23 protein-coding genes are annotated in these 25,503 nt (G+C 36.9%); 2 read left to right on the top strand and 21 right to left on the bottom strand.

Annotated features, from left to right (window positions below; translation table 11 throughout):
* Nucleotides 1-46 precede the first annotated feature (46 nt).
* The 5 genes from MKX96_RS09245 to MKX96_RS09225 form a co-directional block, all read right to left on the bottom strand.
* Entirely contained in the window at nt 47-1,030 is a 984-nt protein-coding gene (locus tag MKX96_RS09245; RefSeq protein WP_340883289.1) for an alpha-ketoacid dehydrogenase subunit beta, read from the bottom strand.
* Complete coding sequence (locus tag MKX96_RS09240) at nt 1,030-2,040, bottom strand: thiamine pyrophosphate-dependent dehydrogenase E1 component subunit alpha (RefSeq protein ID WP_340883288.1); 1,011 nt, start codon at nt 2,038-2,040, stop codon at nt 1,030-1,032. Before MKX96_RS09240 ends, MKX96_RS09245 begins: the two co-directional genes overlap by 1 nt.
* Before the next feature lie 19 nt (nt 2,041-2,059).
* Entirely contained in the window at nt 2,060-3,490 is a 1,431-nt protein-coding gene (gene lpdA, locus MKX96_RS09235; protein ID WP_340883287.1) for a dihydrolipoyl dehydrogenase, read from the bottom strand.
* Between the two features lie 86 nt (nt 3,491-3,576).
* Nucleotides 3,577-4,671 (bottom strand): branched-chain amino acid dehydrogenase, encoded by a 1,095-nt coding sequence (bcd, locus tag MKX96_RS09230; protein WP_340883286.1) that lies wholly within the window; start codon nt 4,669-4,671, stop codon nt 3,577-3,579.
* A gap of 83 nt (nt 4,672-4,754) precedes the next feature.
* The gene (locus tag MKX96_RS09225) at nt 4,755-6,773 is read right to left on the bottom strand and encodes a sigma 54-interacting transcriptional regulator (RefSeq protein ID WP_340883285.1); all 2,019 of its coding nucleotides are present in this window, start codon (nt 6,771-6,773) and stop codon (nt 4,755-4,757) included.
* Nucleotides 6,774-6,902: 129 nt separating this feature from the next.
* On the opposite strand from MKX96_RS09225, the gene MKX96_RS09220 reads away from it, so the two are divergent.
* Nucleotides 6,903-7,154, top strand: coding sequence for a DUF2627 domain-containing protein (locus tag MKX96_RS09220; protein ID WP_340883284.1), 252 nt, complete (start codon nt 6,903-6,905; stop codon nt 7,152-7,154).
* A gap of 364 nt (nt 7,155-7,518) precedes the next feature.
* Here the strand turns inward: MKX96_RS09220 and MKX96_RS09215 are convergent, their stop codons facing one another.
* Nucleotides 7,519-8,244, bottom strand: a complete 726-nt coding sequence (locus tag MKX96_RS09215) for a glycerophosphodiester phosphodiesterase (protein WP_340883283.1) — start codon at nt 8,242-8,244, stop codon at nt 7,519-7,521.
* Nucleotides 8,237-9,724 carry a DUF342 domain-containing protein gene (locus tag MKX96_RS09210; RefSeq protein WP_340883282.1) on the bottom strand — a complete coding sequence of 496 codons (1,488 nt, stop codon included), beginning with the start codon at nt 9,722-9,724 and terminating at the stop codon, nt 8,237-8,239. Before MKX96_RS09210 ends, MKX96_RS09215 begins: the two co-directional genes overlap by 8 nt.
* Nucleotides 9,725-10,403: 679 nt before the next feature.
* Between MKX96_RS09210 and MKX96_RS09205 the strand changes: the two genes are divergently transcribed.
* Entirely contained in the window at nt 10,404-10,931 is a 528-nt protein-coding gene (locus MKX96_RS09205; protein WP_340883281.1) for a hypothetical protein, read from the top strand.
* Between the two features lie 359 nt (nt 10,932-11,290).
* Here the strand turns inward: MKX96_RS09205 and spo0A are convergent, their stop codons facing one another.
* The 14 genes from spo0A to accB all read right to left on the bottom strand — a co-directional run bounded on the left by spo0A (nt 11,291) and on the right by accB (nt 25,232).
* Nucleotides 11,291-12,082, bottom strand: a complete 792-nt coding sequence (spo0A, locus tag MKX96_RS09200; RefSeq protein WP_340883280.1) for a sporulation transcription factor Spo0A — start codon at nt 12,080-12,082, stop codon at nt 11,291-11,293.
* Nucleotides 12,083-12,692: 610 nt separating this feature from the next.
* Entirely contained in the window at nt 12,693-13,649 is a 957-nt protein-coding gene (locus MKX96_RS09195; protein ID WP_340883279.1) for a SpoIVB peptidase S55 domain-containing protein, read from the bottom strand.
* Nucleotides 13,650-13,744: 95 nt separating this feature from the next.
* Nucleotides 13,745-15,448: a DNA repair protein RecN gene (gene recN, locus MKX96_RS09190; protein WP_340883278.1), complete on the bottom strand. Its 1,704-nt coding sequence runs from the start codon at nt 15,446-15,448 to the stop codon at nt 13,745-13,747.
* 254 nt (nt 15,449-15,702) lie between these two features.
* Entirely contained in the window at nt 15,703-16,152 is a 450-nt protein-coding gene (ahrC, locus tag MKX96_RS09185; protein WP_340883277.1) for a transcriptional regulator AhrC/ArgR, read from the bottom strand.
* A gap of 98 nt (nt 16,153-16,250) precedes the next feature.
* Nucleotides 16,251-17,069 carry a TlyA family RNA methyltransferase gene (locus tag MKX96_RS09180; protein ID WP_340883276.1) on the bottom strand — a complete coding sequence of 273 codons (819 nt, stop codon included), beginning with the start codon at nt 17,067-17,069 and terminating at the stop codon, nt 16,251-16,253.
* The gene (dxs, locus tag MKX96_RS09175; RefSeq protein ID WP_340885955.1) at nt 17,066-18,961 is read right to left on the bottom strand and encodes a 1-deoxy-D-xylulose-5-phosphate synthase; all 1,896 of its coding nucleotides are present in this window, start codon (nt 18,959-18,961) and stop codon (nt 17,066-17,068) included. The genes MKX96_RS09180 and dxs overlap by 4 nt, the downstream gene beginning before the upstream one ends.
* 89 nt (nt 18,962-19,050) lie before the next feature.
* Nucleotides 19,051-19,935 (bottom strand): polyprenyl synthetase family protein, encoded by an 885-nt coding sequence (locus tag MKX96_RS09170; protein WP_340883275.1) that lies wholly within the window; start codon nt 19,933-19,935, stop codon nt 19,051-19,053.
* A complete protein-coding gene (gene xseB, locus MKX96_RS09165) occupies nt 19,925-20,146 on the bottom strand; it encodes an exodeoxyribonuclease VII small subunit (protein WP_169358139.1) in 222 nt (73 codons plus the stop codon). The genes MKX96_RS09170 and xseB overlap by 11 nt, the downstream gene beginning before the upstream one ends.
* Before the next feature lies 1 nt (nt 20,147).
* Nucleotides 20,148-21,497, bottom strand: coding sequence for an exodeoxyribonuclease VII large subunit (xseA, locus tag MKX96_RS09160; protein WP_340883274.1), 1,350 nt, complete (start codon nt 21,495-21,497; stop codon nt 20,148-20,150).
* Nucleotides 21,498-21,559: 62 nt separating this feature from the next.
* Nucleotides 21,560-22,414, bottom strand: coding sequence for a bifunctional methylenetetrahydrofolate dehydrogenase/methenyltetrahydrofolate cyclohydrolase FolD (folD, locus tag MKX96_RS09155; protein WP_340883273.1), 855 nt, complete (start codon nt 22,412-22,414; stop codon nt 21,560-21,562).
* A 25-nt stretch (nt 22,415-22,439) separates the two neighbouring features.
* On the bottom strand, nt 22,440-22,817 hold the full coding sequence (gene nusB, locus MKX96_RS09150; protein WP_169358136.1) for a transcription antitermination factor NusB: 378 nt from the start codon (nt 22,815-22,817) through the stop codon (nt 22,440-22,442).
* A gap of 111 nt (nt 22,818-22,928) precedes the next feature.
* Nucleotides 22,929-23,324 (bottom strand): Asp23/Gls24 family envelope stress response protein, encoded by a 396-nt coding sequence (locus tag MKX96_RS09145; protein ID WP_169358135.1) that lies wholly within the window; start codon nt 23,322-23,324, stop codon nt 22,929-22,931.
* A 14-nt stretch (nt 23,325-23,338) separates the two neighbouring features.
* Nucleotides 23,339-24,691, bottom strand: a complete 1,353-nt coding sequence (accC, locus tag MKX96_RS09140) for an acetyl-CoA carboxylase biotin carboxylase subunit (RefSeq protein ID WP_340885953.1) — start codon at nt 24,689-24,691, stop codon at nt 23,339-23,341.
* Nucleotides 24,692-24,722: 31 nt separating this feature from the next.
* Nucleotides 24,723-25,232 (bottom strand): acetyl-CoA carboxylase biotin carboxyl carrier protein, encoded by a 510-nt coding sequence (accB, locus tag MKX96_RS09135; protein ID WP_340883272.1) that lies wholly within the window; start codon nt 25,230-25,232, stop codon nt 24,723-24,725.
* Nucleotides 25,233-25,503: the final 271 nt, after the last annotated feature.

Genomic DNA, 25,503 nt, shown 5'->3' with positions numbered 1-25,503 from the left:
GGTTCCTCCTTTATAGATCAAATTTGCTTAGGCGTTTTTCTATAGCTTAATATTCCGCCAGCTCACGCATTGCTTTTTCGACTTTATCTGGATTAATCATAAAGAATTTTTCCATAGTAGGTGCATATGGCATAGCTGGAACATCAGGACCAGCAAGGCGCATAATCGGAGCATCTAAGTCAAACAAGCAGTTTTCGGCAATAATCGCTGCGACCTCACTGATTACACTACCTTCTTTGTTATCCTCCGTTACAAGTAATACTTTACCTGTTTTAGATGCTGCTTCTATAATTGAATCTTTGTCTAACGGGTAAATTGTACGTAAATCTAAAATATGAGCTGAAATACCATCTTTTTCTAAGCGTTCTGCAGCTTGAAGAGCGAAATGTACTGCTAAGCCATAAGTTATAACAGTAATATCTTCCCCTTCACGTTTTACGTCTGCCTTACCAATTTCAATCGTATAATCGCCGTCCGGTACTTCTCCTTTAATAAGGCGATAAGCACGCTTGTGTTCAAAAAACATAACCGGGTCCTCATCACGAATAGCTGCTTTTAACAATCCTTTCGCATCATACGGAGTAGAAGGAATAACTATTTTTAGTCCAGGCTGGTTAGCAAAGATAGCCTCTACTGATTGAGAGTGATAGAGAGCACCATGAATACCACCACCAAAAGGAGCTCGGAATACAATAGGACAAGTCCAGTCATTGTTAGAACGGTAGCGAATACGAGATGCCTCAGAGATAATTTGGTTGACTGCAGGCATGATAAAATCTGCAAATTGCATTTCTGCGATTGGACGAAGACCATACATTGCAGCTCCGATTCCTACACCTGCAATAGCAGATTCTGCAAGTGGTGTATCTAACACTCTATATTCACCGAATTCATCGTAAAGTCCGTTTGTTGCTTTGAACACGCCGCCCTTACGACCAACATCTTCCCCAAGAACGAAAACGCGCTCATCGCGGGTCATTTCTTCCTTCATTGCAAGTGTTATTGCATCTATATAAGACATGATTGCCATTATGCGTTCCCCCCGTCTTTTTCAGCATAAACATGTTTTAATGCATCTTCTGGAGCAGCATATGGTGCAGCCTCTGCATAATCAGTTGCCTCATTTACTTCCTTCATAATGCGGTCATTGATCTCTTTTTCTAAATCGGTAGAAAGAATATCTAAATCTCTTAAATATTGTGCAAAGGTAATAATAGGATCTAAAGCTTTACCTTCTGCAATGTCTTCTGCGGTACGGTATTGTCTATCATCGTCATCTGATGAATGGGCTGTCAAACGGTAAGTAACTGCTTCTATAAGACTCGGTCCTTCTCCGTTTCTTGCGCGGTCAGCAGCTTCTTTTACTACTCTGTATACCTCGATTGGATCTTTACCATCCACCGTTACGCCTGGCATTCCGTAGCTACTAGCACGGTCTGCTACATTCTTACTAGCAACCTGACGCTCAAAAGGAACTGATATTGCATATTTATTGTTTTCAACCATTGTTATACAAGGTAATTGATGTACTCCCGCAAAGTTCAATCCTTCATGGAAATCTCCTTGGTTAGATGAACCTTCTCCTAATGTAACAAAGGTAATGAAGTCTTTCTTTTCAATCTTGGCAGCTAAAGCAACACCCACTGCATGAGGAAGTTGAGTTGTAACTGGTGAGGAGCCTGTTAAAATACGATTTTTCTTCTGACCAAAATGTCCTGGCATTTGACGACCGCCTGAGTTTGGATCCTCGGCTTTAGCAAATGCTGATAGCATTAAATCTTTTGGAGTCATACCGAAATGTAATACTACCCCCATATCTCTATAGTAAGGAGCGATATAATCCTTTGTATTATCTAAAGCAAATGCGGCTCCTACCTGAGCTGCCTCTTGTCCCTGACAAGAGATAACGAATGGAATTTTACCTGCACGGTTTAACAGCCACATACGCTCATCAATACGTCGTGCCATTAACATCGTCTCGAACATCTTTAATACGTCTTCATTTGATAACCCTAATTCCTCATGACGATTGTTTGTCATATAGAGATCCCCCTTTTTTTTACATATGAATAGCTTTACCATCAACAGCTAACGCTGCTTCTCCCATTATTTCACTTAAGGTTGGATGTGGATGAATTGTTTGTGCAATTTCCCAAGGAGTAGCATCAAGAACCATTGCCAAGCCAGCCTCTGAAATCATATCTGTTACGTGTGGACCAATCATATGAACACCTAATATGTCATTGGTTTCTTTATCGGCCACAATTTTAACAAACCCATCTGATTCACCGTACACAAGAGCCTTACCAATTGCTTTAAAAGAGAACTTGCCTACCTTTACATCAAATCCCTTTTCTCTTGCCTGTTGCTCTGTAATTCCTACACTTGAGCTTTCAGGACTTGCATAAATACAGCGAGATACAAGATTGTAATCCATTGGGATTATTTCTTCGCCAGCAATATGCTCTATCGCTGTTATCCCCTCATGGCTTGCCACATGTGCCAATTGAAGTCCACCAATTACATCGCCAATGGCATATATATGAGATTCCTTTGTTTGAAATGTTTCAGAAACCTGAATAAATCCATTTTCAATCACGATATCTGTATTTTCTATACCAATACCTTCTGTATTTGCTTGTCTACCAACTGATACAAGCATTTTTTCAGCAGTAAACAATTGAGTTTCCCCGTTAACCTCAGCAGATATTTTAACAACATTATCATTTGTATTTAACGTATCTGGAAGTACTTTTGCATTAGTTGCAAAGGTGATTCCCTTTTTCCCTAAAAGTTTTTGCATTTCTTTAGAAATGTCTTTGTCTTCCGTAGGGATAATACGATCAGCGTATTCAATGACCGTTACTTCTACACCAAAATCATTTAGCATCGAAGCCCATTCAATACCAATTACTCCACCGCCGACAATTAGAATTGACTTAGGCAGCTCAGTCATCGCTAATGCCTCGTCTGAAGTCATCACTAGCGAACCATCTATCGACAGACCTGGCAAGGAGCGTGGACGCGAACCAGTAGCAATAACCACATTTTTAGGGATAAGCATTTCATTTTCTTCTCCATTATTCATCTCAACCGAGACGGTCCCCCCAGGAGACGGAGAGAAAATGGATGGCCCGAGCATTCTGCCTGTTCCTTCATACACATCAATCTTGCCTTTTTTCATCAACCCCTGAACTCCTTGAAATAATTGGTTCACAATGGATTCCTTACGGGCTTGCACTCTACTAAAATCTAATGTTACTTCACTTGTATTTACACCAAAGTCGGCTGCATGATTTTTAGTAGTAGAAAAAACCTCAGCACTTCGAAGTAATGCTTTACTTGGAATACAACCTTTATGTAAACATGTACCACCTAGTTTGCCTTTTTCAACAATTGCTGTTTTTAAACCTAATTGAGCTGAACGAATGGCAGCTACATACCCACCAGTTCCTCCACCAATAATTACTACGTCGTATTCTTTTGCCAAATGAATCGTCTCCTTCCAAATAAGAAGGCCGGCTTTACAAGGAATCTATAAAGTCGGCCAATTTGCTACTAGGATATAATTATTGATTAACGGCCATTTAAAATATGTTTTCCGTTTTGTAAAAATTGGCTACGAGATTTGCTTACACGCGCGATACGCTCTTCAGCTAAACGGTCCGCAGCTACATAAGTTGGAATTCCGTCGCGTTTTGAAATTTCAAAAATACGTTCAATTTTGTCATAAATACCTGCCACGCGTTTCATCGCACGGTCATGGTTGTAACCATATAATTCATCTGCTACATTGATCACTCCACCAGAGTTAATAACATAATCTGGTGCATACACGATACCCATTTCATGAATGATGTCGCCATGTGTTGTATCTTTCAATTGGTTATTGGCTGAACCAGCAATTACCTTAGCTTTTAATTGAGGAATCGTATTATCATTAATAATTGCCCCAAGCGCACAAGGAGCAAAGATATCTACGTCTTGTGAGTAGATTTCATCTGTTCCTACTTGTACAGCACCGAATGCTTCTACTGCACGATCCACAGATTTTTGGTTAATATCAGCAACAACTAATTTTGCTCCTTCTTCATGTAGGAATTCACATAGCGTATAAGCCACATTCCCTACGCCTTGTACTGCAATTGTTTTTCCTTTTAATGAATCAGAACCAAATGCTTCTTTAGCTGCAGCCTTCATCCCAACGTAAACACCATAAGCTGTTACTGGAGATGGGTTACCTGAAGAACCAAACGCCTCTGAAATACCAGTTACGTAATTAGTTTCTTCATGGATAAGGTCCATATCTGCAACCGTAGTACCTACGTCTTCAGCTGTAATATAACGACCATTTAACCCTTGGATGAAACGTCCAAATGCACGGAACATTTCTTCATTTTTATCTTTTAATGGATCCCCAATAATTACAGTTTTTCCTCCACCAAGATTAAGTCCTGCTGCTGCATTTTTATAAGTCATACCTTTAGCAAGACGAAGAGCATCCTCAATCGCTTCTTCTTCCGAAGCATAATTCCACATACGAGTACCACCAAGAGCCGGTCCTAATGTAGTGTCATGAATAGCAATAATAGCTTTAAGTCCTGAAGTTTTGTCTTGGCAAAATACTAATTGTTCATAATCATAAGTTTCCATATATTTAAAGATTTCCATTTGTAAGTTCCTCCTAGTAGTTAAATTGGTGCTTGTATAAATGATTTATAGTAAATACCCCTATTTACGTGAACACTTTCCTTTTACACCAGATTGTGTTTTTCTAACTTGTAATATAAAGAGCGTAGAGAAATACTTAATTTTTTAGCTGCTTTAGATTTATTGCCATCACAAACTTTAAGTGCTTGAGCAAGTACTCTTTTCTCCATTTCGTCCATTTGATCAGCAAGTGGAGCAATCGTATCCTCATCCTCCGCCTGTGATAACTGGAGAATCGATTTTGGTAAATGCTGTTCATCTACTAATCGTTCATTCGATTGAAGAAAAATCATTGAGCGGCTAATAATATTTTCTAACTCTCTGACATTACCTGGCCAATCGTAAAGACATAGCATCTCGAGAGCTTCCTCTGAGAATCCTTCAATGTTTCTCCCAAATTCTTGGTTAAGTTTAACCAGCAACCGTTCTGCAAGAAGCGGAATATCCTTTTTCCTTTGTCGTAAAGAAGGTATATAAATCGGCATTCTATTTAACTGAAAATAGAAATCCTCTCTAAATGTGCCGTCTCTCATTGCCTTTTCCAAGTTAAGACTACTCGCTGCAATGATCCGAACATCAACCTGCTTCGGGCTTGTCGCTCCGATAGGTATGATAATATTATCTCGTAATACCTGAAGGAGTTTTGCTTGAGTTTTCTTAGTTAACTCACCAACTTCATCTAAGAAAACCGTGCCCTTATATGCTTCTTCTAATTTACCAGGATATTTGATACCATCTTCCTCATATCCAAATAATTCACGTTCTAAAAGATGTTCCTCTAAAGAACTGCAATTAACTCGGATAAAAGGATAGCTTGAACGCCCACTTTCTCCATGAATGGCATGGGCAAACAAATCCTTTCCTGCGCCGACCTCTCCCCTTAAAAGGACGGTAATTGGAACATTAGCTGCTAGTTTAGCTTGTTCTATTGCTAAATTAATTTCATCTGAAGTCCCAACTATGTCTTCAAATGAATACGTTGATTCTAGTGTTCTGATAATAGTTCTTGCGCGATCTAATTCCTTCATTAAACCTCGCATTTCAGTCATATCGTGAATAACACCGACACTACCCTTTAACTGGTTATTCACAATAATCGGAGCTACATTAACAATAACGTCCTTTTCTTGTTTTCCAACTCGAAGATTTACACCTCTAATAGGTTTTTTAGATTGAAGGACCTTTAAATGTATACTTTCTCCCTCCGAAATGTCGGCGGTAGCCGGCTTTCCTATTACCTCTTCTTCACTAAATCCAGTGATACGAGTGTATGCGGGATTTATCAATATACCTTTTCCTTCTTCATCCACTACCGAAATTGCATCATCACTTGAATAAATGATAGCCTCGAGCATTTTTTGAATTTCAGTAAGGTTAGTAACTTCCTCTGCAAGACGAACGACCTCAGAGATATCCTTAAAAACCGCAAAAGCACCAATTCTTTTTCCTTCTTCGTTTACCATCGGGTATCTAGAAGTGACTATTTTGGTACCGCTTTCAAGAGTAAGTTCTTTGTGAAGCTCAATCTTGCCAGTTTCAAATATTCTCGGTAATTCACTTAAAGAGATCACATCTGCTACATGCTTACCTAGAGCTTCCTCAACAAGAATTGAGGTCATTCTTTCGGCACTCTTATTGAAAAAGTTAACAATGCCTTGGCTATTAATGCCAATCATTCCTTCTTCAATGGAATTAAAAATGAGTTCCTGTAATGCTTTTTTCTGATCAATAATTTGAATATATTTGTTTTTCTCTTCTATTAATGTAACGATTAAGTTGGCTATCTCGCCAGGTATCAGTACAGCTGTAGCAGGCCTATTTTGAAGTAATTCATAGAAAACTTCCTTTCGACCAGTCACATCAATAATGATTTGAATATCATTGCTTAACAAGCTTTTCCATTCCGAATAGGTTGGTATATTTTGTTGCTTAGCGTAGATCATTCCAGGAGCCTCATCATTAATATCAACAATAGCAGTAACCTGAAGGTAATCTGCCTGCTCTATTAACTTGAGAAGTGCATATCCACCGTTACCAGCACCTACAATGAGTATGTTTTGCAAAAATATGCACACCCCCACTTTTTTTCTGCAACTTATTGCATTTCCTCTATATCATACCGTAACTTTCTGACGTTGACAATCCTAAACTTGGATGTAAAATTAAAATAGTAGAGAACAGGAGTGAAAAAAGTGGCTCGTTTATTGGCTTTAATCGTATTATTAATACCTGGAATTTTAGCAGCATTTGGAATCAAACTGATGAGAGATACATTTTTTGGTCTACAAATACTTCCACTTGGTGGATTAGCAGTACAGTTTATTTGTGGTCTACTATTTACAGTTTTAGGTTTAGGATTTTTCGCTGGATTTCTACTCAATAGAGATAGAAAAAATGGAAAAGTTGCACCGCGATTTCAAAAGAAAAAAGACACTGACTTATAATTAACGCACCCAAATAGTCAGATCAGTGTCCACATTAAGTCTTTATCTATTGATGAAGTATCAAATAAAAAATAACAATAAAAAAGACACTTTCTGTCCAAAATGAACAGAGAGTGTCTTTTTTTACTAAAAGGGCTCATATTTTATTGATGCGCCTTTATTCGGCTTAGTATTACGAGCTTCCATACTAATTTTAGCTAAGAAATGAGGATGAACATCAACAAAAAGGTGCCAATAATTAACCCGCTATCTTATATGTTGTATCTCACTCGTTACAGTTTATAGGTTTATAATTTAGTAAAGGATTTATAAATTTACTCCAGTGAAAATGTGCATCGTATTTATCGCATTTTTGTAATGTTATTCATCTTTTTACGCGATTTTGCTGTTCTATTACTTTCCTTGGATAATCCGTGATCCAACCAATAACCGCCTCATGAGGACTTTTCAAATATTTCTCAGTACCCTTAATGTTATAAAAACGCATAGGAAATCCGGCATCCCATATCTTGTTCATCAAGTCAGACCCGTAGAATTTTTTGTTAAGATGTATTGCCTCATAGTTTTGATTGGACAATATTTGATCCCAACTAGAACTCTTTTTTCCAATAAATGCTGTTTTTGTTTTTATCGGCATCCTTTGAATAACTTCTAGAATGCTTTCTTCAAAGGAAGAATAATGCACATCCTTAATAGCCTCGGTCTTATAGACAACCTCTTCAATTTTTTCGGTTTTGCCAAGAAAGGATTCCTTAAACTCCACGTTAAGCTTCATATTTGTTTGCTTAAAAAAATCGAGAAAGTCATCTAAGCTCAACACCCTTGAATATAAAAATCTACGCACAACTGTTTTCCCGAGCTTTAGCTTAAGAATTTCCTCCGCTGCCATATCAGTGATTCTTTTATTGATACCAGCTAGTCTAAAAAAGTCTATATCATGGGTCACGAAAGCAATCCCATCTGCTGAAAGCTGTAGGTCCATTTCAACACCATCTACACCTATTTTACTTGCAGCTTCAAAAGACTTTAAAGAATTCTCTACATACTTTGTCGCTCCACCTCTATGAGCGTATACAGGTATATTAGACATTTAACTCCCCATTTTCTAACTTAAATTTTCCTTTTGTAGTACTTGCTACGAAGGTAGATTTATTACCTATTTGTATATAGGTACCCGGATTAGCTTCTTTTGTAACATCCACAAAGTATTCCGCTTTACTTCTTAGCATTTTTAAAATTCGTTGGATTTCCTTATCAGCTTCTTTCATTTCTTGCTGTACCAGATTATATTTTTGTTTAACCTGCTCATACATTCCATTTTGTTGCGTTGTCATTTTGCCTTTAAACTGACCTAGTTGACTGATTTGATAATTTAATTTAGTCGATTCTTCTTGATGCTGCACTATTTTTTCTGCTAGCATCTTTGCATTTTCGGTTAAAATTTTTCGATCGATCCCCTGTACAATTAACTCTGTCTTCCTTTCCATACTATTACTACTATATGCAGTAGTAATCGAATGAACTGCCACAGCTTTTCCCCCAATAATCTTCCCTTTACGTTCGTCCAATATAATTTCATTGGCAAACATAGAAACACCAAGGGCATAGAAACCGATATGTATATTTTCCTTTGCATCTAATGTACATTCATTCGCATGTTTAAGATATATATTATTATGAGCTTCCACCTTTGTTACTCCCCGTCCGAAAATACCTCCTTTTATAAAGACATCTCCTTCGGCAGACTTGATCAGTTCAGCTGAATTAACTCCATCTTTCCCTTCTATAGACACATCTCCGGAAGCAATTACTGAGTAGCCAGCCATTACAGTACCCTTCACTTGAATTGACCCATCGAATTTCAAATTTCCTGTTTCTATACCGACATCTCCGTCGACTACCAAATGTTTTAATACAGAGAGAACCCCATTTACTTCTCCAATTACACCTTTTGTTTTCGAGCGAAGGATAATTTTTCCTCCCTCTTCTATTTCGTAGGCTGTCTTGGGATCATATTTAAGGGGGATGTCGTCTCCAGGAGCAGCTTTAACAGTTTCCCCATATACATTCGTCCCATCCACCCCTTCTTTAGCAGGTATTTTCTCTCCTAACCATGAGCCCTCATGGATCTCTTTTAAAAAATTCATATCAAAATAATCTGCTTTACCATCCTCATTAATAACCGGTTTTTTTTCAGCCTGCGCTAAATAGCTTACTTGTGCATCTAAACCTTTCTGAGGTGGTGTACCTTGAGCAATAATGAATGGTTTTCCAGGTTTTAAAGACAATATATCTATGTTTTTTTTGCCATATGTAATATTATTGTTTTCTAATGCAATATGTATTTGAGATTGTACTTCTATTATATTTTCCTCAATGTAGCTTGTTGATTCATTAACGGTTATAAGTGCCTGCATATAGTCTAAACTAACATCTAACTCAACCAAATCAATCCAATTTCCAATCTCGATTGGTTCCGTAGACTTAGCCGTTAGGGCTTTTTTTAATGTCATAAAGCTTGTAATTTTAAACCGAGGATTTTTTCGAGGATATTCTTCAAATTTTTTCAAACTGTACCCTTCTCTTTTGGTAAAAAGAAAAACCTTACCATCCTTTACAGACAAGGTTATATGATCATTATCTTCTATTATCAAGTTTCTCACCCATTCCATATTATCTTAACTACTTACTTCATGTATTTTGAAATGACACATTTAAATTAGAGATCTAAATTCAGATGAAAGACACTTACTTTCAAAACCACCTGAGCCTTAATGACCATTCGAAGAACGAATCATTGTACTTATTTAATATATATGATTAAGTCGGATAATACCATGAATTTTCTGGAAATTAGTTAGTTAATCTCATTTTATCACAATAATTTTCATTCATGAATTATTTTCATTTTAGCCAAAAAAAGTATCTATTTCTACGGAAATATCCATAAAATAAATGCACTATTTACTAAATCAGTATCCGATATTAGATGATCTTAAAGTGCAGTTGTGTTTTTAAACTTTCCCTCTGCATATCTCATGTGATCAAAGCAATGTAAGTTATTAATTCGGGAGTAACTGAAGTTAAAGGAGATGACAATAAGTCGAGTAAAACTGCCTTCTCAACTATAGATGACAAAAAAATACAGGTTATATATAAGAAGTCAGTCCAATGGGGTGACACCAAGTATGATTATGTTATCATAAATTTTAATTAACCTAAATATTGAAGATGAGAGGAAGAATCCCAATGTCACTAACTCCAATTGAAAAAGCTAAAAAGGTATTACGAGGTATTGAAGAAGGCGACTTTTTATTTGATATGCACGCCCAATGGAGAGGCGATTATTATGACGAGTACTTTAAATATTTTAATCATCCTGATTCCGAATTACGTAAGTGTTCTCTTTTTATCTTTATGTCTGGTCTCGGAGAGACGTGGATGGGATCGGCCTCTGTTTTTTCACCACTTAAAGAAAGAGAAAAATATGAATATACTGATTGCTATAAAGTTTATCTTTTCGAGGATTACATTAAATCATTCTTAGAAAATGGAGAAAGTATTAAAAAGGATTATCCGTTACTATATGAGAACCTGATAAGGTATTTAATAAAGTTGGATATTAAAAAACGATTTGAGGATTCATTTGTTGAAGTTGATAAGGAACTTTTTGTGGAACTTAGAAAAGTCCTAGATGAATATGCTGATCTAGATGAATTTGGTGATTACAATGAAATATTAAAAGAGTGTGGATTTCCACCATTCTCTTTCAAATGATAGATTGACACTGCAAGGGATCTTACCTTTGTGGTGTTTTTATGAAATGGAAAGTATTATCAGAGGTATGATTCTAAACTTCACCTTTTCGGGATAATCAAATAAGAAGTTCATAAGATGAAAGTGTTTTTTTAGATAAGTTCTTAACTTGACAATACGTAAGAAAATCTTCCAAATAAAATTCTAATTCTGTGATCTTCATATTTTTCATCCTTTTTTTAAAACACAAAAAAACCAGCGAATCAAATAATTCGTTGGCTTTGTTGATATTAGTTTATAGGCTTTGAAGTAGAGATCAAGTTAAAATTTCAGAAGTTGGTTGGTTTGTACACCCCGTCAAACCGCGATTCCTAACCCTTTCAGCTAGCCATGTTCTCCATGCGAATTTTATCTGCAATCATCGCGATGAATTCACTATTAGTAGGTTTAGATTTTAAGTGATGGACGGTATATCCAAACATTTTAGAAATAGTTTCATAGTTCCCTCGGTTCCATGCTACTTCAATGGCATGACGAATAGCGCGTTCTACACGGGAAGGTGTTGTTTGGAATTTCTTTGCTATTTCAGGATATAAAACTTTTGTAATTGATCCAAGCAGCTCAATGTCTGAATACACCATTTGAATTGCTTCTCTAAGATAGGAATATCCTTTAATATGCGCGGGAACACCCATTTCTTTAATAACATTTGTAATGGTATTATCAATCATCCGCTTGTTTTGTAAAGCTTCTTTTTCTGGGTTTGACTTAACTGGTGCTTCCTGCATGGATCCCTGTCTTCCAGCGACCTGAATAATCTGTGTAACAAGACGGTCAAATTCAAAAGGCTTTAGCATAAAATAAGAGGCACCTAAATCCACTGCTTGTTTCATCACATCTTCCTGGCCAAAAGCAGTTAACATAATAACCTGTAATCCCTTTAGCTTGTCATTTTTTGGGAGTGAGTCTAATACAGCAATTCCATCAAGGTGTGGCATGATTATATCTAACAATAAAACGTCTGGTTTAATATTTTCTAACATTTCCAAACATAATTTCCCATTATACGCGGTACCAATAACCTCAATTTCAGGGTGTTGTTCAAAATATGAATCCATTGTCCGTATTAAATCTTTGTTATCATCGACTATTGCTACTTTTATTTTCTCCATTAAAATTCATCCACCTTTTGTAAGTTTTTACATAATTACTATTCGCTAATTTTTCCCTACTTCCTTTATTAATTTTCAAAATGATTCTTTCCTATTACGATTCCGAGGTATTATGACAAATTGTAAATCTTTTCTTCTCATTTGTCGAATTATAGTTATTTACATTTTAAGCTTTTATACAAGAAAAGCGCAAGCGCCTATGTCTGCCCCGACAGGCAAATGGGGAAATGCGAGGAGGCAGTTCCTCAGCCACCGCAAACGTTCTTGTTTGCGACGAGCTTGCGCAGGAGCAGCTTTTAAACATTTGACCCCGAGGGGCAAGGCGCTGGAGCTAGACAAAATAGAAAAGCGCAAGCGCCTATTCCTGCCCCGACAGGCTAATGGGGAAATGAGGAGGCAGTTCCTCTGCCACCGCAAACGTTCTTGTTTGCGACGAGCTTGTGCAGGAGCAGCTTTTAAACATTTGACCTCGAGGGGCAAGGCGCTGGAGCTAGACAAAATAGAAAAGCGCAAGCGCCTATGTCTTTTAAATCCACAGGTTCAGAATTTATTTTATAATTTCCTAAACAATTACAAAAGGCTACACCCAAATGGATGTAGCCTTCATAAATCATGGATTTTTCTTCATCATCTCTGTTATTGCTAAAGCAGCCCCGTTTTTTGGTTTATCCACGTACATATGAGTAACAACCCCAATTATTTTGTCAGCTTGAAGAATTGGACTTCCACTCATACCTTGAAGAATACCACCAGTCCTTTTAATGAGCTGGGAATCAGTTACCGTAAACTGAAATAGATGTCCTTCCACAGAGGAGATATTTATCGTAAAGTCCTGCACTTTCTCACCATCGATTGATGTTCGCATAATTGCTTTACCTGTCGTTATTTCTTCTTTTTCTGCAACTGACATTTGTTGCATCGGTATATTTGCTAATGCTTTGTTTTCTAACTTGCCAAAAACCCCATAAACATTATTTTCATTTACTCCTCCTATAGGTGGAGTATTGTTTTCATGCGAAGTAATCTTATATCCAGGTTTTCCTGGAATACTTTTTTTAATTTGTTGAATGGAAGACAAATAAATGGAGCCTTCTGAGAATTTTGGAGTAATTCCAGAAGAATGGTCTACTATTTGATGCCCAAGTGCACCAAATTCATTTGTTTCTGGGTCATAATAAGTGAGCGTTCCTATCCCTTCAGTTGCATCACGCAAGAAAGGGAATAATTTCATCATTTGATCTGGTGTGATATCTTTCGTATACATTTTTTTATCTCGCTCATACTGGATAATAATTTGTTTCTTATTTTTTAATTGTCTTTTTAAATCATCAATGTTAGATACCGTTTGGTCATTTATTTGATGAATTGCATCACCAGATTTTAGCCAATAGTCATCCTCTAATAACACATCGTGATTAAGAAACACAGATCCATACTGGAGGTCGATCTGAATAGATTGCCCAAGTGGAACAACTGTTATTTTTGAAGCGAATGCAGTGGTGCTTAGAAAGAACAAAGTAAAGAAAAGTATTGGCAAAAGCGACCAAATTCGATAGCTTTTTTTCATATTTCACCTCCCATACATCTTACTATGTCCTTTGCTGTGAACTCTATGTGAGGTAAATAATTGATAAAAAAAGAAGACCCAAAAGTTACAGGTCTTCACGAGTTTCTTAATATTTTTTTACGTTCATTTGCAATTTTTAATAATTCTTTGGAGTGTTTTAAAGTAGTCGTAGTTATTTCGGTACCTGACATCATTCGGCTCAATTCCTCAGCTCGTTTATTGTCTGTAATTTCCTCCAATAATGTATACGTTCTATTTCCAGTCACTTCTTTTCGGATTAACAAATGCTGATCTGCCATTGCTGCAACCTGAGAAAGATGAGAAATGCACAGAACCTGAGAATTCGTAGCAATGCCAGCTATTTTCTCCGCTATGGCCTGAGCAACACGTCCGCTAACTCCGGTGTCTACTTCATCGAAAATGATGGAAGTAATCCCTTGGTGTTTTGAAAAAATGCTTTTTAGGGCCAACATCATACGAGAAAGTTCTCCTCCGGACGCTATTTTCGTTAATGCTTTTAATGGCTCTCCCACATTTGTAGAAATGTAAAATGACAAGTCATCTAAGCCATCTTCATTATACGTTTGGTTAGACTGTTCATGAAACATAACCGAAAAAGTAGCTTTTTCCATATATAACTCTTTAAGCTGCTCCATAATTGCTTTACTTAACTTTTCAGCAGCAATTTTACGTTTTACGGTCAATTCATTTGCTTCCAACTGAAGATCAATTTCAATTTGCTTGATTTTTTCACCCATTTTTTGAATCTGTTCATCTCTATTGACTAATTGGCTTAGGCTATGCTGAATTTGATCTTTGTATTCTAAAATTTCTTCAATGGATGAGCCATATTTTCTTTTTAACGTTTGAATAGTTGCAAGTCTCTCTTCCACCTCAAGCAACTGATTGCTATCATATTCCATCTCGTCCAGCTCATTTTTAAGCTGGTGGGCGGCATCCTGTAATATATAAAAAGCAGAAGATACGCTTTCACTTAACTCCTTCATATTATCATCAACATCGGAAATATCCATTAAATCAGACATTGCAGTTCCTATATAATCTAATCCTTTAGATTCTCCTAAAATAGCTTCATAGGAATTACTCATCTTGTCGAACACCTTATGAAAATTTAATAATTTCTTTTTTTCATTTTGGAGTAATTCTTCTTCTCCACTTTTCAACTGTGCTTCCTCTATTTCCTCTACTTGAAAAGTGTACAAATCTATTTTATGCGCTATTTGTTGTTCGTTTTCCGTCAGTGTCGCAAGTTCTTTTTTCCATTTTTTATATGTATGGAACAATTCTTTATAATTTTCTTTTACTACCTTTAAGTCTTCTCCAGCAAATTGGTCTAGTAAATGAATATGTGCTTTGTCATCCATAAGTTCTTGGCTTTCATGTTGGCCATGAATATCTATTAAACTAGCACCAATCTCTCTTAAAATGCCTATAGTAACTAATTTTCCATTAACTCTACAGACACTTTTTCCAGAATCATTTAAATCTCTTCGGAGAATAATAGTTTCGTCGTCGACATCTATACCAACGTCAAACATTTTCTTAAAAACACTATGTTGTGGATCTGTTATGATGAATAATCCTTCCAGTTCAGCTTTTCGTGCTCCATGTCGAATAAATTCCTGTGAGCCTCTACCTCCACAGAGTAAATGAACTGCATCTATAATAATGGATTTACCAGCACCAGTTTCACCAGTTAATACAGTTAGTCCTTCGTCGAAACCAACTGATAGCTCGTCTATAATAGCAAAGTTTTTAATGGAAAGTTCTTTTAACAAAATATCACCTCTGTTTAGAAAATCTGTATCGTTGAAGGTAATTCACTTTATTTGTATACATATTTAGTTGAACACCCGTTAAGATGATAGCACGCAGACCGCAATCCATGACGAGGTAAGACATCACTCCTACTCCCTTAAGCCTTCTTACGCCACGGAAAGCGTCCATGCTGATCAATGATTATACTTTTGAGAGTTGTTCATTTTTGACAAAATAACCGAAATTACAGAATTACATATGAAGCCATTGGATATTACAGCATTTCCAGTAATCGACTTTTTAAAGTTTGACTATCATCTTCTGTTCTACAAATGATTAAGCATGTGTCGTCACCACAAATAGTCCCCAATATCTCTTCCCAGTCCAAATAATCGATCAGCGAGCCAATAGCATGAGCATTACCTGGTAAAGTTTTCATAACTAAAAAATGACTTGCTCCATCGATACTAACAAAGGCATCTGTTAATGCTCTATGCAGCTTTTGCATAGGATTAAATCGTTGGTCTGCAGGCAAACTGTACTTATAGTTGCCATTTGGTAAGGGCACCTTTACTAAATGTAGTTCCTTAATATCTCTGGATACCGTAGCCTGAGTAACGTTAACCCCAGCATTTTTTAAATGATCGACTAAATCATCCTGTGTTTCAATTTCAAAATTCGCTATTATATCCCTAATACGAATATGCCGTTGTCCTTTATTCATAATGAGCTCCTTGCTGTATAAATATACTGTTTTAATTATACCTTAGCATTACATTGCAAAAGTAACAAGAAAAAACGCGACTCTTGGGGAGTCGCGAATTATTTTAATAAATTATGTGCCTCATTGACAAGTTTTTCAAAGTCGAACGTATGAGGGAGAACTTCTTCAGGATTTACACTAACTAAATGGAATAGAAATTCTATATTACCTTCACCGCCAGTAATAGGTGAATAAGAAACATTTTTTAATTGGAAGCCTTGGCTTTCGGCAAAATTTGCTATATCGTTGAGCACATCTATATGCACTGCCTTATCTCTCACTACGCCCTTTTTACCAACTCGATCTTTTCCAGCTTCAAACTGAGGCTTAACTAAAGCAATCACATCTCCGTTTGGAACTATGATTGTCTTTAAAGTTGGGAAGATAAGCTTAAGGGATATAAAAGAAACATCGATAGATGCAAACGACGGTAAGCCTTCTTGGAAATCAGCAGGCGTAGAATAACGGAAATTTGTTTTTTCCATTACCGTTACACGTGGATCCTGCCTGATTTTCCAAGCCAATTGGTTACTACCGACATCTAATGCGTAAGCATGTGTCACTCCATTTTGAAGTCCACAGTCTGTGAATCCTCCAGTCGATGAACCAATGTCTAACATAATTTTATCCTTAATCACTAGATCAAACTGTTCTATTGCTTTTTCTAGCTTTAAACCACCACGGCTGACATATTTTAAAACCTGTCCCTTCACCGTTAATACAGAAGAGACCTCTATTTTTTCTCCCGGCTTATCTATTCTTTCTTCATTCTTGTAGATAAGCCCAGCCATAATAGCACGTTTAGCTTTTTCTCTCGTTTCAAACAACCCTTGTTCTACTAAGAGTATATCTACTCTCTCTTTTGGTATCTTACTCATGAGGAGATATACCTTGGGCTTTCTTTTAAAGTAGATTTTACTAAATCGACTATGCTATCGCTTGTAATATTAATTTCTTCGAGTAATTGATTAACATCTCCATGTTCAATAAACATATCAGGAATACCAATTCTTTTAACATTAGCTTGTAAATTTTGCTCGTTATAATATTCCAATACAGCACTTCCAAATCCACCTTGTAAGGCGCTTTCTTCAACTGTAATAATAGGCATATTACGAGAGTGAATATCTTTAAGCATTGCTTCATCAAGTGGTTTGATAAAACGAGCATTTACTACTTCTACAGAGATATTTAATTTACTTAGCTCGTCCGCTGCCTTTAATGCCATTGGAATAGTAGTTCCAAATGTTAGAATCACAGCTTGACTACCTTCTTTTAGTACTTCCCAAGACCCGATTGGAATAGGAGTTAGCTCTTCGTCCATTGGGACGCCAAGTCCGTTACCACGAGGGTAGCGAAGGGCAATTGGGCCATCAGAATAGTCAAAAGCAGTTTTTACCATATGTTGTCCTTCATTTTCATCCTTTGGCATCATGATCACCATATTAGGCATATGTCGAAGGAAGGAAATGTCAAATACTCCTTGATGTGTTTCTCCATCTGCACCTACGAGGCCAGAACGGTCAATACCAATTACTACATTTAACTTTTGACGGCAAATGTCGTGTAAAACTTGATCATATGCTCGTTGAAGGAATGTAGAATAGATGACTAATAACGGTTTCATCCCTTCAGCAGCCATTCCTGCTGCCATTGTAGTGGCGTGCTGCTCTGCTATCCCCACATCGAACATTCGATCCGGGAATTCTGATGCAAACCCTTCCAATTTAGAACCAACCGGCATAGCTGGAGTAATCGCGACAATACGACTATCTTCACGAGCTAATCTTCTTGCAGTTTCTGCTACTAGTGCACTCCAAGAAGGTGCTTTAGAAGCAGATTTCACAAAGTCACCTGTCTCCATTTTATAAGGACCTGTTCCATGCCAAGTACCTATTTTATCTTGTTCAGCCGGTTTAAAGCCTTTTCCTTTTTTCGTAATTACATGAATAAGGACTGGGCCCTTCATTTTTTTCGCGTTTTTCAAATTTTCTTCTAGGTCTTCAAAGCTATGTCCATCAATTGGTCCAAGGTACGTGAAGCCTAGTTCTTCAAAAAATGCTCCAGAAACTAGTAGATACTTTAACGAATCTTTTAAGCGTTCTGCAGTGCCTGCCAGTTTACCGCCAACTGCTGGAATTTTTTTCAGCAAGGATTCAATTTCATCCTTAGCCTTGTTATACGTTCCATGAGTACGTAATTTACCCAATACATTATGCAATGCTCCTACGTTTGGAGCAATCGACATCTCATTATCGTTTAGAATGACAATCATGTCTGTTTTTTCATGACCGATATGATTCAATGCTTCAAGAGCCATACCACCTGTGAGAGCCCCATCACCAATAATAGGAATCACAAAATTTTTCTTCTTTTGAATATCACGAGCTTTTGCCATTCCCATGGCGGCAGAAAGTGAAGTAGAGCTATGCCCTGCCTCCCATACATCGTGCTCGCTTTCGATCATTTTAGGAAATCCACATAGGCCTTTAAATTGGCGTAGCGTATCGAATTGATCTGCACGGCCAGTTAAGATTTTGTGAACGTATGCCTGGTGTCCAACATCCCAAAGAAATTTATCGTCTGGACTATTAAACGCTTTATGCAGTGCCACAGTTAATTCAACTACACCTAGGTTAGGTCCAATATGTCCACCTGTAACTGATAACTTTTCTATTAAAAACGATCGAATATCTTCACTTAAGTCCTTTAATTGTTCATTGTCTAAACGTTTTAAAAAGGATGGACTAGAAATTGAAGTTAAATCCATTGCCATCACTCACCTTCTTTTAGATTTCCTTTAATAAAGCTAGGTATAATCATATCAATATTTGCTTATAAAACAAAATTATACGCTATTTATTTTGATCTTTTTGTTATGTAGTCGGCTAATTCTACTAAAAGTCCCTTGTTTAGTGTTACAGGATGTAACGCCTCAATGGCCAAGTTATATTGCTTCTGTAATTGTTTCTTAGCACCAGCCAAAGTTAAAATAGACGGATACGTATTTTTTTCACTTAAAATATCTTTTCCAGCAGTTTTACCTAATTGCTCAGAAGTACCCTCAACGTCTAGAATATCATCTTGGATTTGAAAAGCTAGTCCAATATGGATGGAATATTGATGGAGTGCTTTCATAATATCTTCGTTTGCATTGGCAATTATTCCGCCCGCTAAAATACTATAAGATAATAATGCTCCAGTTTTGTTCAGATGTACCTCTTCCAACTCTTCTAAAGAAAGTATCTTACCTTCTCCAAGCATATCTAAAACTTGTCCGCCTACCATACCTTCCGCTCCTGATGCCATACTTAATTGATCAATCAAGCGAACTTTTTGGCTCGGCTCCAAGTCTTTGAGTCTAGCTATAATACCGAATGCTAGTGTTACTAAGGCATCCCCTGCAAGAATTGCTAAAGCTTCGCCAAAAACCTTATGGTTCGTAGGCTTACCTCTGCGTAAATCATCGTTGTCCATGCTAGGTAAGTCATCATGTATTAAAGAATAGGTATGAATCATTTCTATAGTACTGGCAACTTTTATAGCTTCTACATTTTCCACTCCAAGTTCTTGCAACACTGCAAGCGTGTATAACGGTCTAATTCTCTTACCGCCTGCTTTAAGAGAGTAAAGCATAGCTTCTTTTAATTCAGGTGGAGCTTTAATTTCATTTATAATTGACTCAAGCTGGAGTTCTATAGGTGGAAGGTTGGTTTCAATAAATGTTTGTAAGTTACTCATCATTTTGCCCTACCTCTTCTTTATTTTCCCCCATAAAGGAAACTAACTGTTTTTCAGCGCTTTGTAATTTATCACTGCAAAGTTTAGATAGCTCCATCCCTTTTTGGTAGAGCTCGATTGCATTTTCAAGCGGGACATCCCCTTGCTCTAGCTGACGAACAATTTGTTCTAATTGGAGCATTGCTTCATCAAATGGAATCTCTTTTTTTGCCATGCTATTTTACCCCCTCTTTACTCACTGCTTGTTGAACTATAGCATCTATTTGACCATCAGGTAATGTGACAGCAATTGTATCACCTTTTTGAACTTCATTTATCGACTTGATTAATTGGCCATCCTTATAAGTAATACTATAGCCACGGTCCATAATTTTTAGAGGATTTAGAGCCTCTAAGGTTCTTAATGACCCAGTAAATTGTTGACGATTTTTTTCGAAAACAGCAATCATCGCTTGGTTCAGTTGATTTGTACTTGTTTCCAATTGTTTAGATTGTAATGTGATCAACCTTTGTGGTGAAAGCTGTTTGAATCGATTATCTAACTGAGAAAAGTTGCGCACTTTGTCACCAAATAATCGATTAACCTCTCGATGCAGCTGCTGTTCCGTTCGAATATACCTCTCTATAAAGGGACGATATAATTTTTCAGGAGTTGCCATGACTGGTGAGGTGATTGCTCTTTGGTATCTGTTTTTTTCATCCGTCAGTCTTTTAGTAATAAAGTGAAGACTTGCAGACTGGTAAGATAGAATGTTCTTCATAAGATTTTCTTTGCTTGGGACAGCCATTTCTGCAGCTGCTGTCGGTGTTGGTGCCCTTAAATCAGATACAAAGTCAGCAATAGTTGTATCTGTTTCATGTCCCACTGCACTAATGATAGGAACACTGCTTTCTGCTATTGCCCGAGCAACAATTTCCTCGTTAAATGCCCATAAGTCCTCTATCGATCCTCCACCTCTACCAACGATTAATACATCAATACTTCCTAGGGTATTAGCTTGTTTAATGGATTTTACTATAGAAGGGGCTGCTTGAGGGCCTTGGACGATACTAGGGAAAACAATAACCTCACTAATTGGGTAACGTCTTTCGAGCGTAGTCAAAATATCTCGAATCGCTGCACCTGTCTTCGATGTGACTACTCCAATTTTTTTAGGAAATGCAGGCAGTTGTTTTTTCCTATTTGGATGAAAAAGTCCTTCTTGTTCTAGCTTCTTCTTTAGCTGTTCAAAGGCTAAAAAAAGCTCGCCAATACCATCTGGCTGTATAGAAGAGGCATATAACTGATATTGTCCTGCTGCCTCAAATACATTAATGTCCCCTCGAACTAGCACATTCATACCACTCTCAGGTCTAAATTTAATGCTACGAGCGTTCATAGCAAACATAACTGAGGTAAGACGAGCAGATTCGTCTTTTAAAGTGAAATAAATGTGACCACTAGAGTGAACCTTTACATTTGAAAGTTCTCCTTTTACGTAAACATCTCGCAAATGAGTATCCGCATCAAATTTTCTTTTTATGTATTTAGTTAAGGCTTTTACAGTTAAATATGTTTGAGACATCCGATCAACTCCCAAGACTGTTGACAAGGTAAAAGCTGTTCTCTTGTAGAACAGCTTTTACCTTATTTATCTAGTGTATTCTCTGCTGCAAGGCATGTATTTTCCATTAACATTGCAATAGTCATTGGACCTACACCACCAGGAACAGGGGTGATTTTAGAAGCAATTTCTTTAGCAGAAGCAAAATCTACGTCGCCACACAGTTTATTGTCTTCATCACGGTGAATCCCAACATCTATTACAACCGCACCTTCTTTTAAGTGACTAGCATTGATCATTTTCGGCTGACCAGTTGCTACTACTAAAATATCTGCTTGTTTTGTAAAGCTATGTAAGTCTTTTGTTTTCGAGTGGCAGTAGGTTACTGTAGCGTTCTTTTGTAAAAGGAGCTGACCCATTGGTTTTCCAACGATATTACTTCTCCCAATAACTACAGCGTGCTTCCCTTCTAATGCTATATCGCTATATTCTAAAAGTTTCATTACACCAAAGGGCGTACAGGATAAGAAAGTAGGCTGGCCAATGAGCATCTTACCAACATTTACTGGATGAAAACCATCTACATCTTTTAATGGAGATATAGCTGCAATTACTCTATCCTCATTTATTTGTTTTGGTAGTGGTAATTGAACTAGAATACCGTGTATCTTATCATCGTCGTTTAGCTTGTTAACGTGACTTAATAGTTCTTCTTCGGATATGTTTTCTTCTAGTTCTATCATAACAGAATACATACCGAGTCTTTCGCACGTTCGTGTTTTACTATTCACATAGGTTTGAGAAGCTGGATCACTCCCAACTAATACAACCGCTAATCCTGGTGTAATACCTTTTGATTTTAGATTTTCCACACGTTCTTTCACTTTTTCAGTTACTTTTCCAGCTATTTCTTTCCCATTAATAAGATTATCTGCCACTATAAACGCCCCTTAATGTCGAAATTTATTGATCTGTATATTTAGATAAAACTCCATTCACAAATCGGCTAGATTTTTCATCGCCATAAATTTTACATATTTCCAATGCTTCATTTATAACTACTTTTGCCGGTGCCTCGTTTGCATATAGTAGTTCATAAACTGCGATTCGAAGAACTGTTCTTTCTATTTTAGGTAATCTGGAAAGCGACCAGTTTTCTAGCTTGTCTGTTAAAGAGGTATCAATTTCATCTTTATGCTCAATTGTCCCTTTTACTAAATCAGTTAAAAAAGGGTCATTTTCTTCTGTAACATGCCCTATCGCTTCTTGTATTGTTATTTCATGATTGTCTAGCTGAAATAGTGCTTGTAATGCTAGCTCTCTTGCTTGTCTACGTTTCATTATTAGTTCTCCTTTAAATGTAGCTATCTTACCCATAATATCATATTTTTTTGCAGAGTGCTTATTAGAAAGTAGAAAATAAGAAAAAGAGCCCCAATTGGAGCTCTTTTCTCATGATTCAACCGTTTCAAATTGTACGCCTGTAATATGAACGTTTACTTCGGTTGGAACTAAGCTAGTCATATTTTCAATAGCCTGACGAATTTGAGACTGCACTTCTCTTGCTACATTAGGAACGGATATACCGTATTTCACAAGGCAATATACATCAATATACAGACCGTCATTTGTGATTTCAGTCTTAATGCCCTTACCATGCACTTTTTTTCCTAATCGCTCTACTACGCCTGCTGCAAAGTTACCGCGTGTACCTGCAATACCTTCTACTTCAGTTGTAGCAATTCCAGCAATTACCGTTATAACCTCTGGAGCAATTTCAATTGTCCCTAGGTTTTCTTTCCCATCAGGAGTCATTTGAACAAATTTTTGTTCGGTTGTTTCTGTCATATGGATCACTCCTTTTATGAATTCATCACATCGTATCTCTCTAAAAACTTAGTATCGAAATCTCCAGAGACAAATACCTCATGATTCATGAGCTTTTCATGGAAGCCAATAGTGGTATCGACACCTTCAATGGCGAATTCACTAAGCGCACGTTTCATCTTAGCAATCGCCTCTTCTCTTGTCTCACCAAAAGTAATAAGTTTAGCCACCATAGAATCATAAAATGGAGGAATTGTATAACCAGGATATACTGCTGAATCTACTCGAACTCCAAGTCCGCCTGGTGGTAAATAGAATTCAACAAGTCCCGGAGAAGGCATGAAGTTTTTATCTGGGTTTTCCGCATTAATACGACATTCTATTGCCCATCCATTAAGTTTAATATCTTTTTGCTCAAATGGCAATTTTTCTCCGGCTGCAACTTTCAACATTTGTTTAATTAAGTCAATACCAGTAATCATCTCTGTCACTGGATGCTCAACTTGAATACGAGTATTCATCTCCATAAAGTAGAACTTTTGGTTAATATGATCAAAAATAAACTCTACTGTTCCAGCACTTTCATAACCAACAGCTAATGCTGCCTTTACTGCCGCGTCGCCCATTTCGGCACGCATAGCTTCTGATAAAGCTGGTGATGGAGCTTCTTCCACTAGCTTTTGCATACGTCTTTGGATTGAGCAGTCTCTTTCACCCAAATGTACTGCATTACCATAAGAGTCAGCTAATACTTGAATTTCTACATGACGAAATACTTCAATATATTTTTCGAGATAAACGCCAGGATTACCAAATGCTGCAGCAGCTTCTTTTTGGGTAACTTTTATCCCTTTGATTAAATCAGCTTCGTCTTTTGCTACTCGGATACCTTTACCACCACCGCCAGCAGTTGCTTTAATGATAACCGGAAATCCAATTTCATTTGCTACCTTAAGTGCATCCTCTTCCGTTTTAACGATACCCTTAGAGCCAGGAACTGTAGGAACTCCAGCCTTTTGCATAGTTTCCTTTGCTACATCCTTTATACCCATGCTTTTGATGGCCTGAGATGTAGGACCGATAAACTTAATATCACATTCCTCACATAGCTCAGCGAATTCTGCATTTTCCGCTAGAAAACCATAACCAGGATGTATTCCTTCACAGCCCGTTAACTTGGCAACGCTGATAATATTTGAAAAGTTTAAATAGGAATCCTTCGATAATCTAGGCCCTATACAATAAGCTTCATCTGCCAGTTGCACATGTAAAGCCTCTCGATCCGCTTCAGAATATACAGCAACAGTTTCAATATCTAGCTCCTTGCATGCTCTAATAATACGTACAGCTATTTCACCACGATTGGCAATTAACACTTTTTTCATGATGCTTACCCCTTTCCTTATTTAATTCATATTTTTAAGCTTTAACTAAGAATAGAGGTTGACCGTATTCTACTAATTGACCGTCTTTAACAAGAATTTCAACGATTTCTCCATCTACTTCTGCTTCAATTTCATTGAACAGTTTCATCGCTTCTACTATACAAACAATTGAATCTGCAGTAACCTTGCTGCCGACCTCAACGTATGCAGGAGAATCTGGTGATGAAGATTGATAGAATGTCCCAACCATTGGAGAAGTAATTTTATGTAAAGAGCTATTTTCCTCTTCAACTGGAGCTTGTTTTGTTACAGAGCTTTCTACAGCCGCTGCTTTTGGAGATTCCTCTACAGCTGGTGTCTGAACTTCTTGTACTTTAGGAAGTTCCCCTACCGAAGAGCTTTCTATCGTTTGAACAGTAGATTTATGAGAGTTTTTATCCCCTCTTTTAATTTTAATTTTTGTCCCCTCTGTTTCGTATGAAAATTCATCTAGTGTAGATTGATCGATCAGTTTAATAATTTCTCTGATTTCTTGGATTTTCAATTATCCCATCTCCTTTTAGTTGCATTTTAATACTTCCTTATTCATTTTAGTCGTTTTTAAGGTAATTGAAAATAGAAACGTGCAAATGTTCTTAACTTTTAGGGAATAAAAATCTTATATAATCCAATAATTGTATTTTATGCAGTAGCTTTAAGATAGTAAAATGTTCCACTTTTTTATCTTTTTATTTCAAAATAAGCTTTGTTAAAGTGAATGGTTGATTTTGGCTAACAATTCTTTTTATTGTGACTGTAAACATAAAAAAAGAATA

Origin of the sequence: Psychrobacillus sp. FSL W7-1493 (genome assembly GCF_038004905.1) — a bacterium.
GTDB lineage: Bacteria > Bacillota > Bacilli > Bacillales_A > Planococcaceae > Psychrobacillus.
The sequence above is the reverse complement of the archived record's forward strand: the minus strand, read 5'-3'. Positions and strand labels throughout refer to the sequence as shown.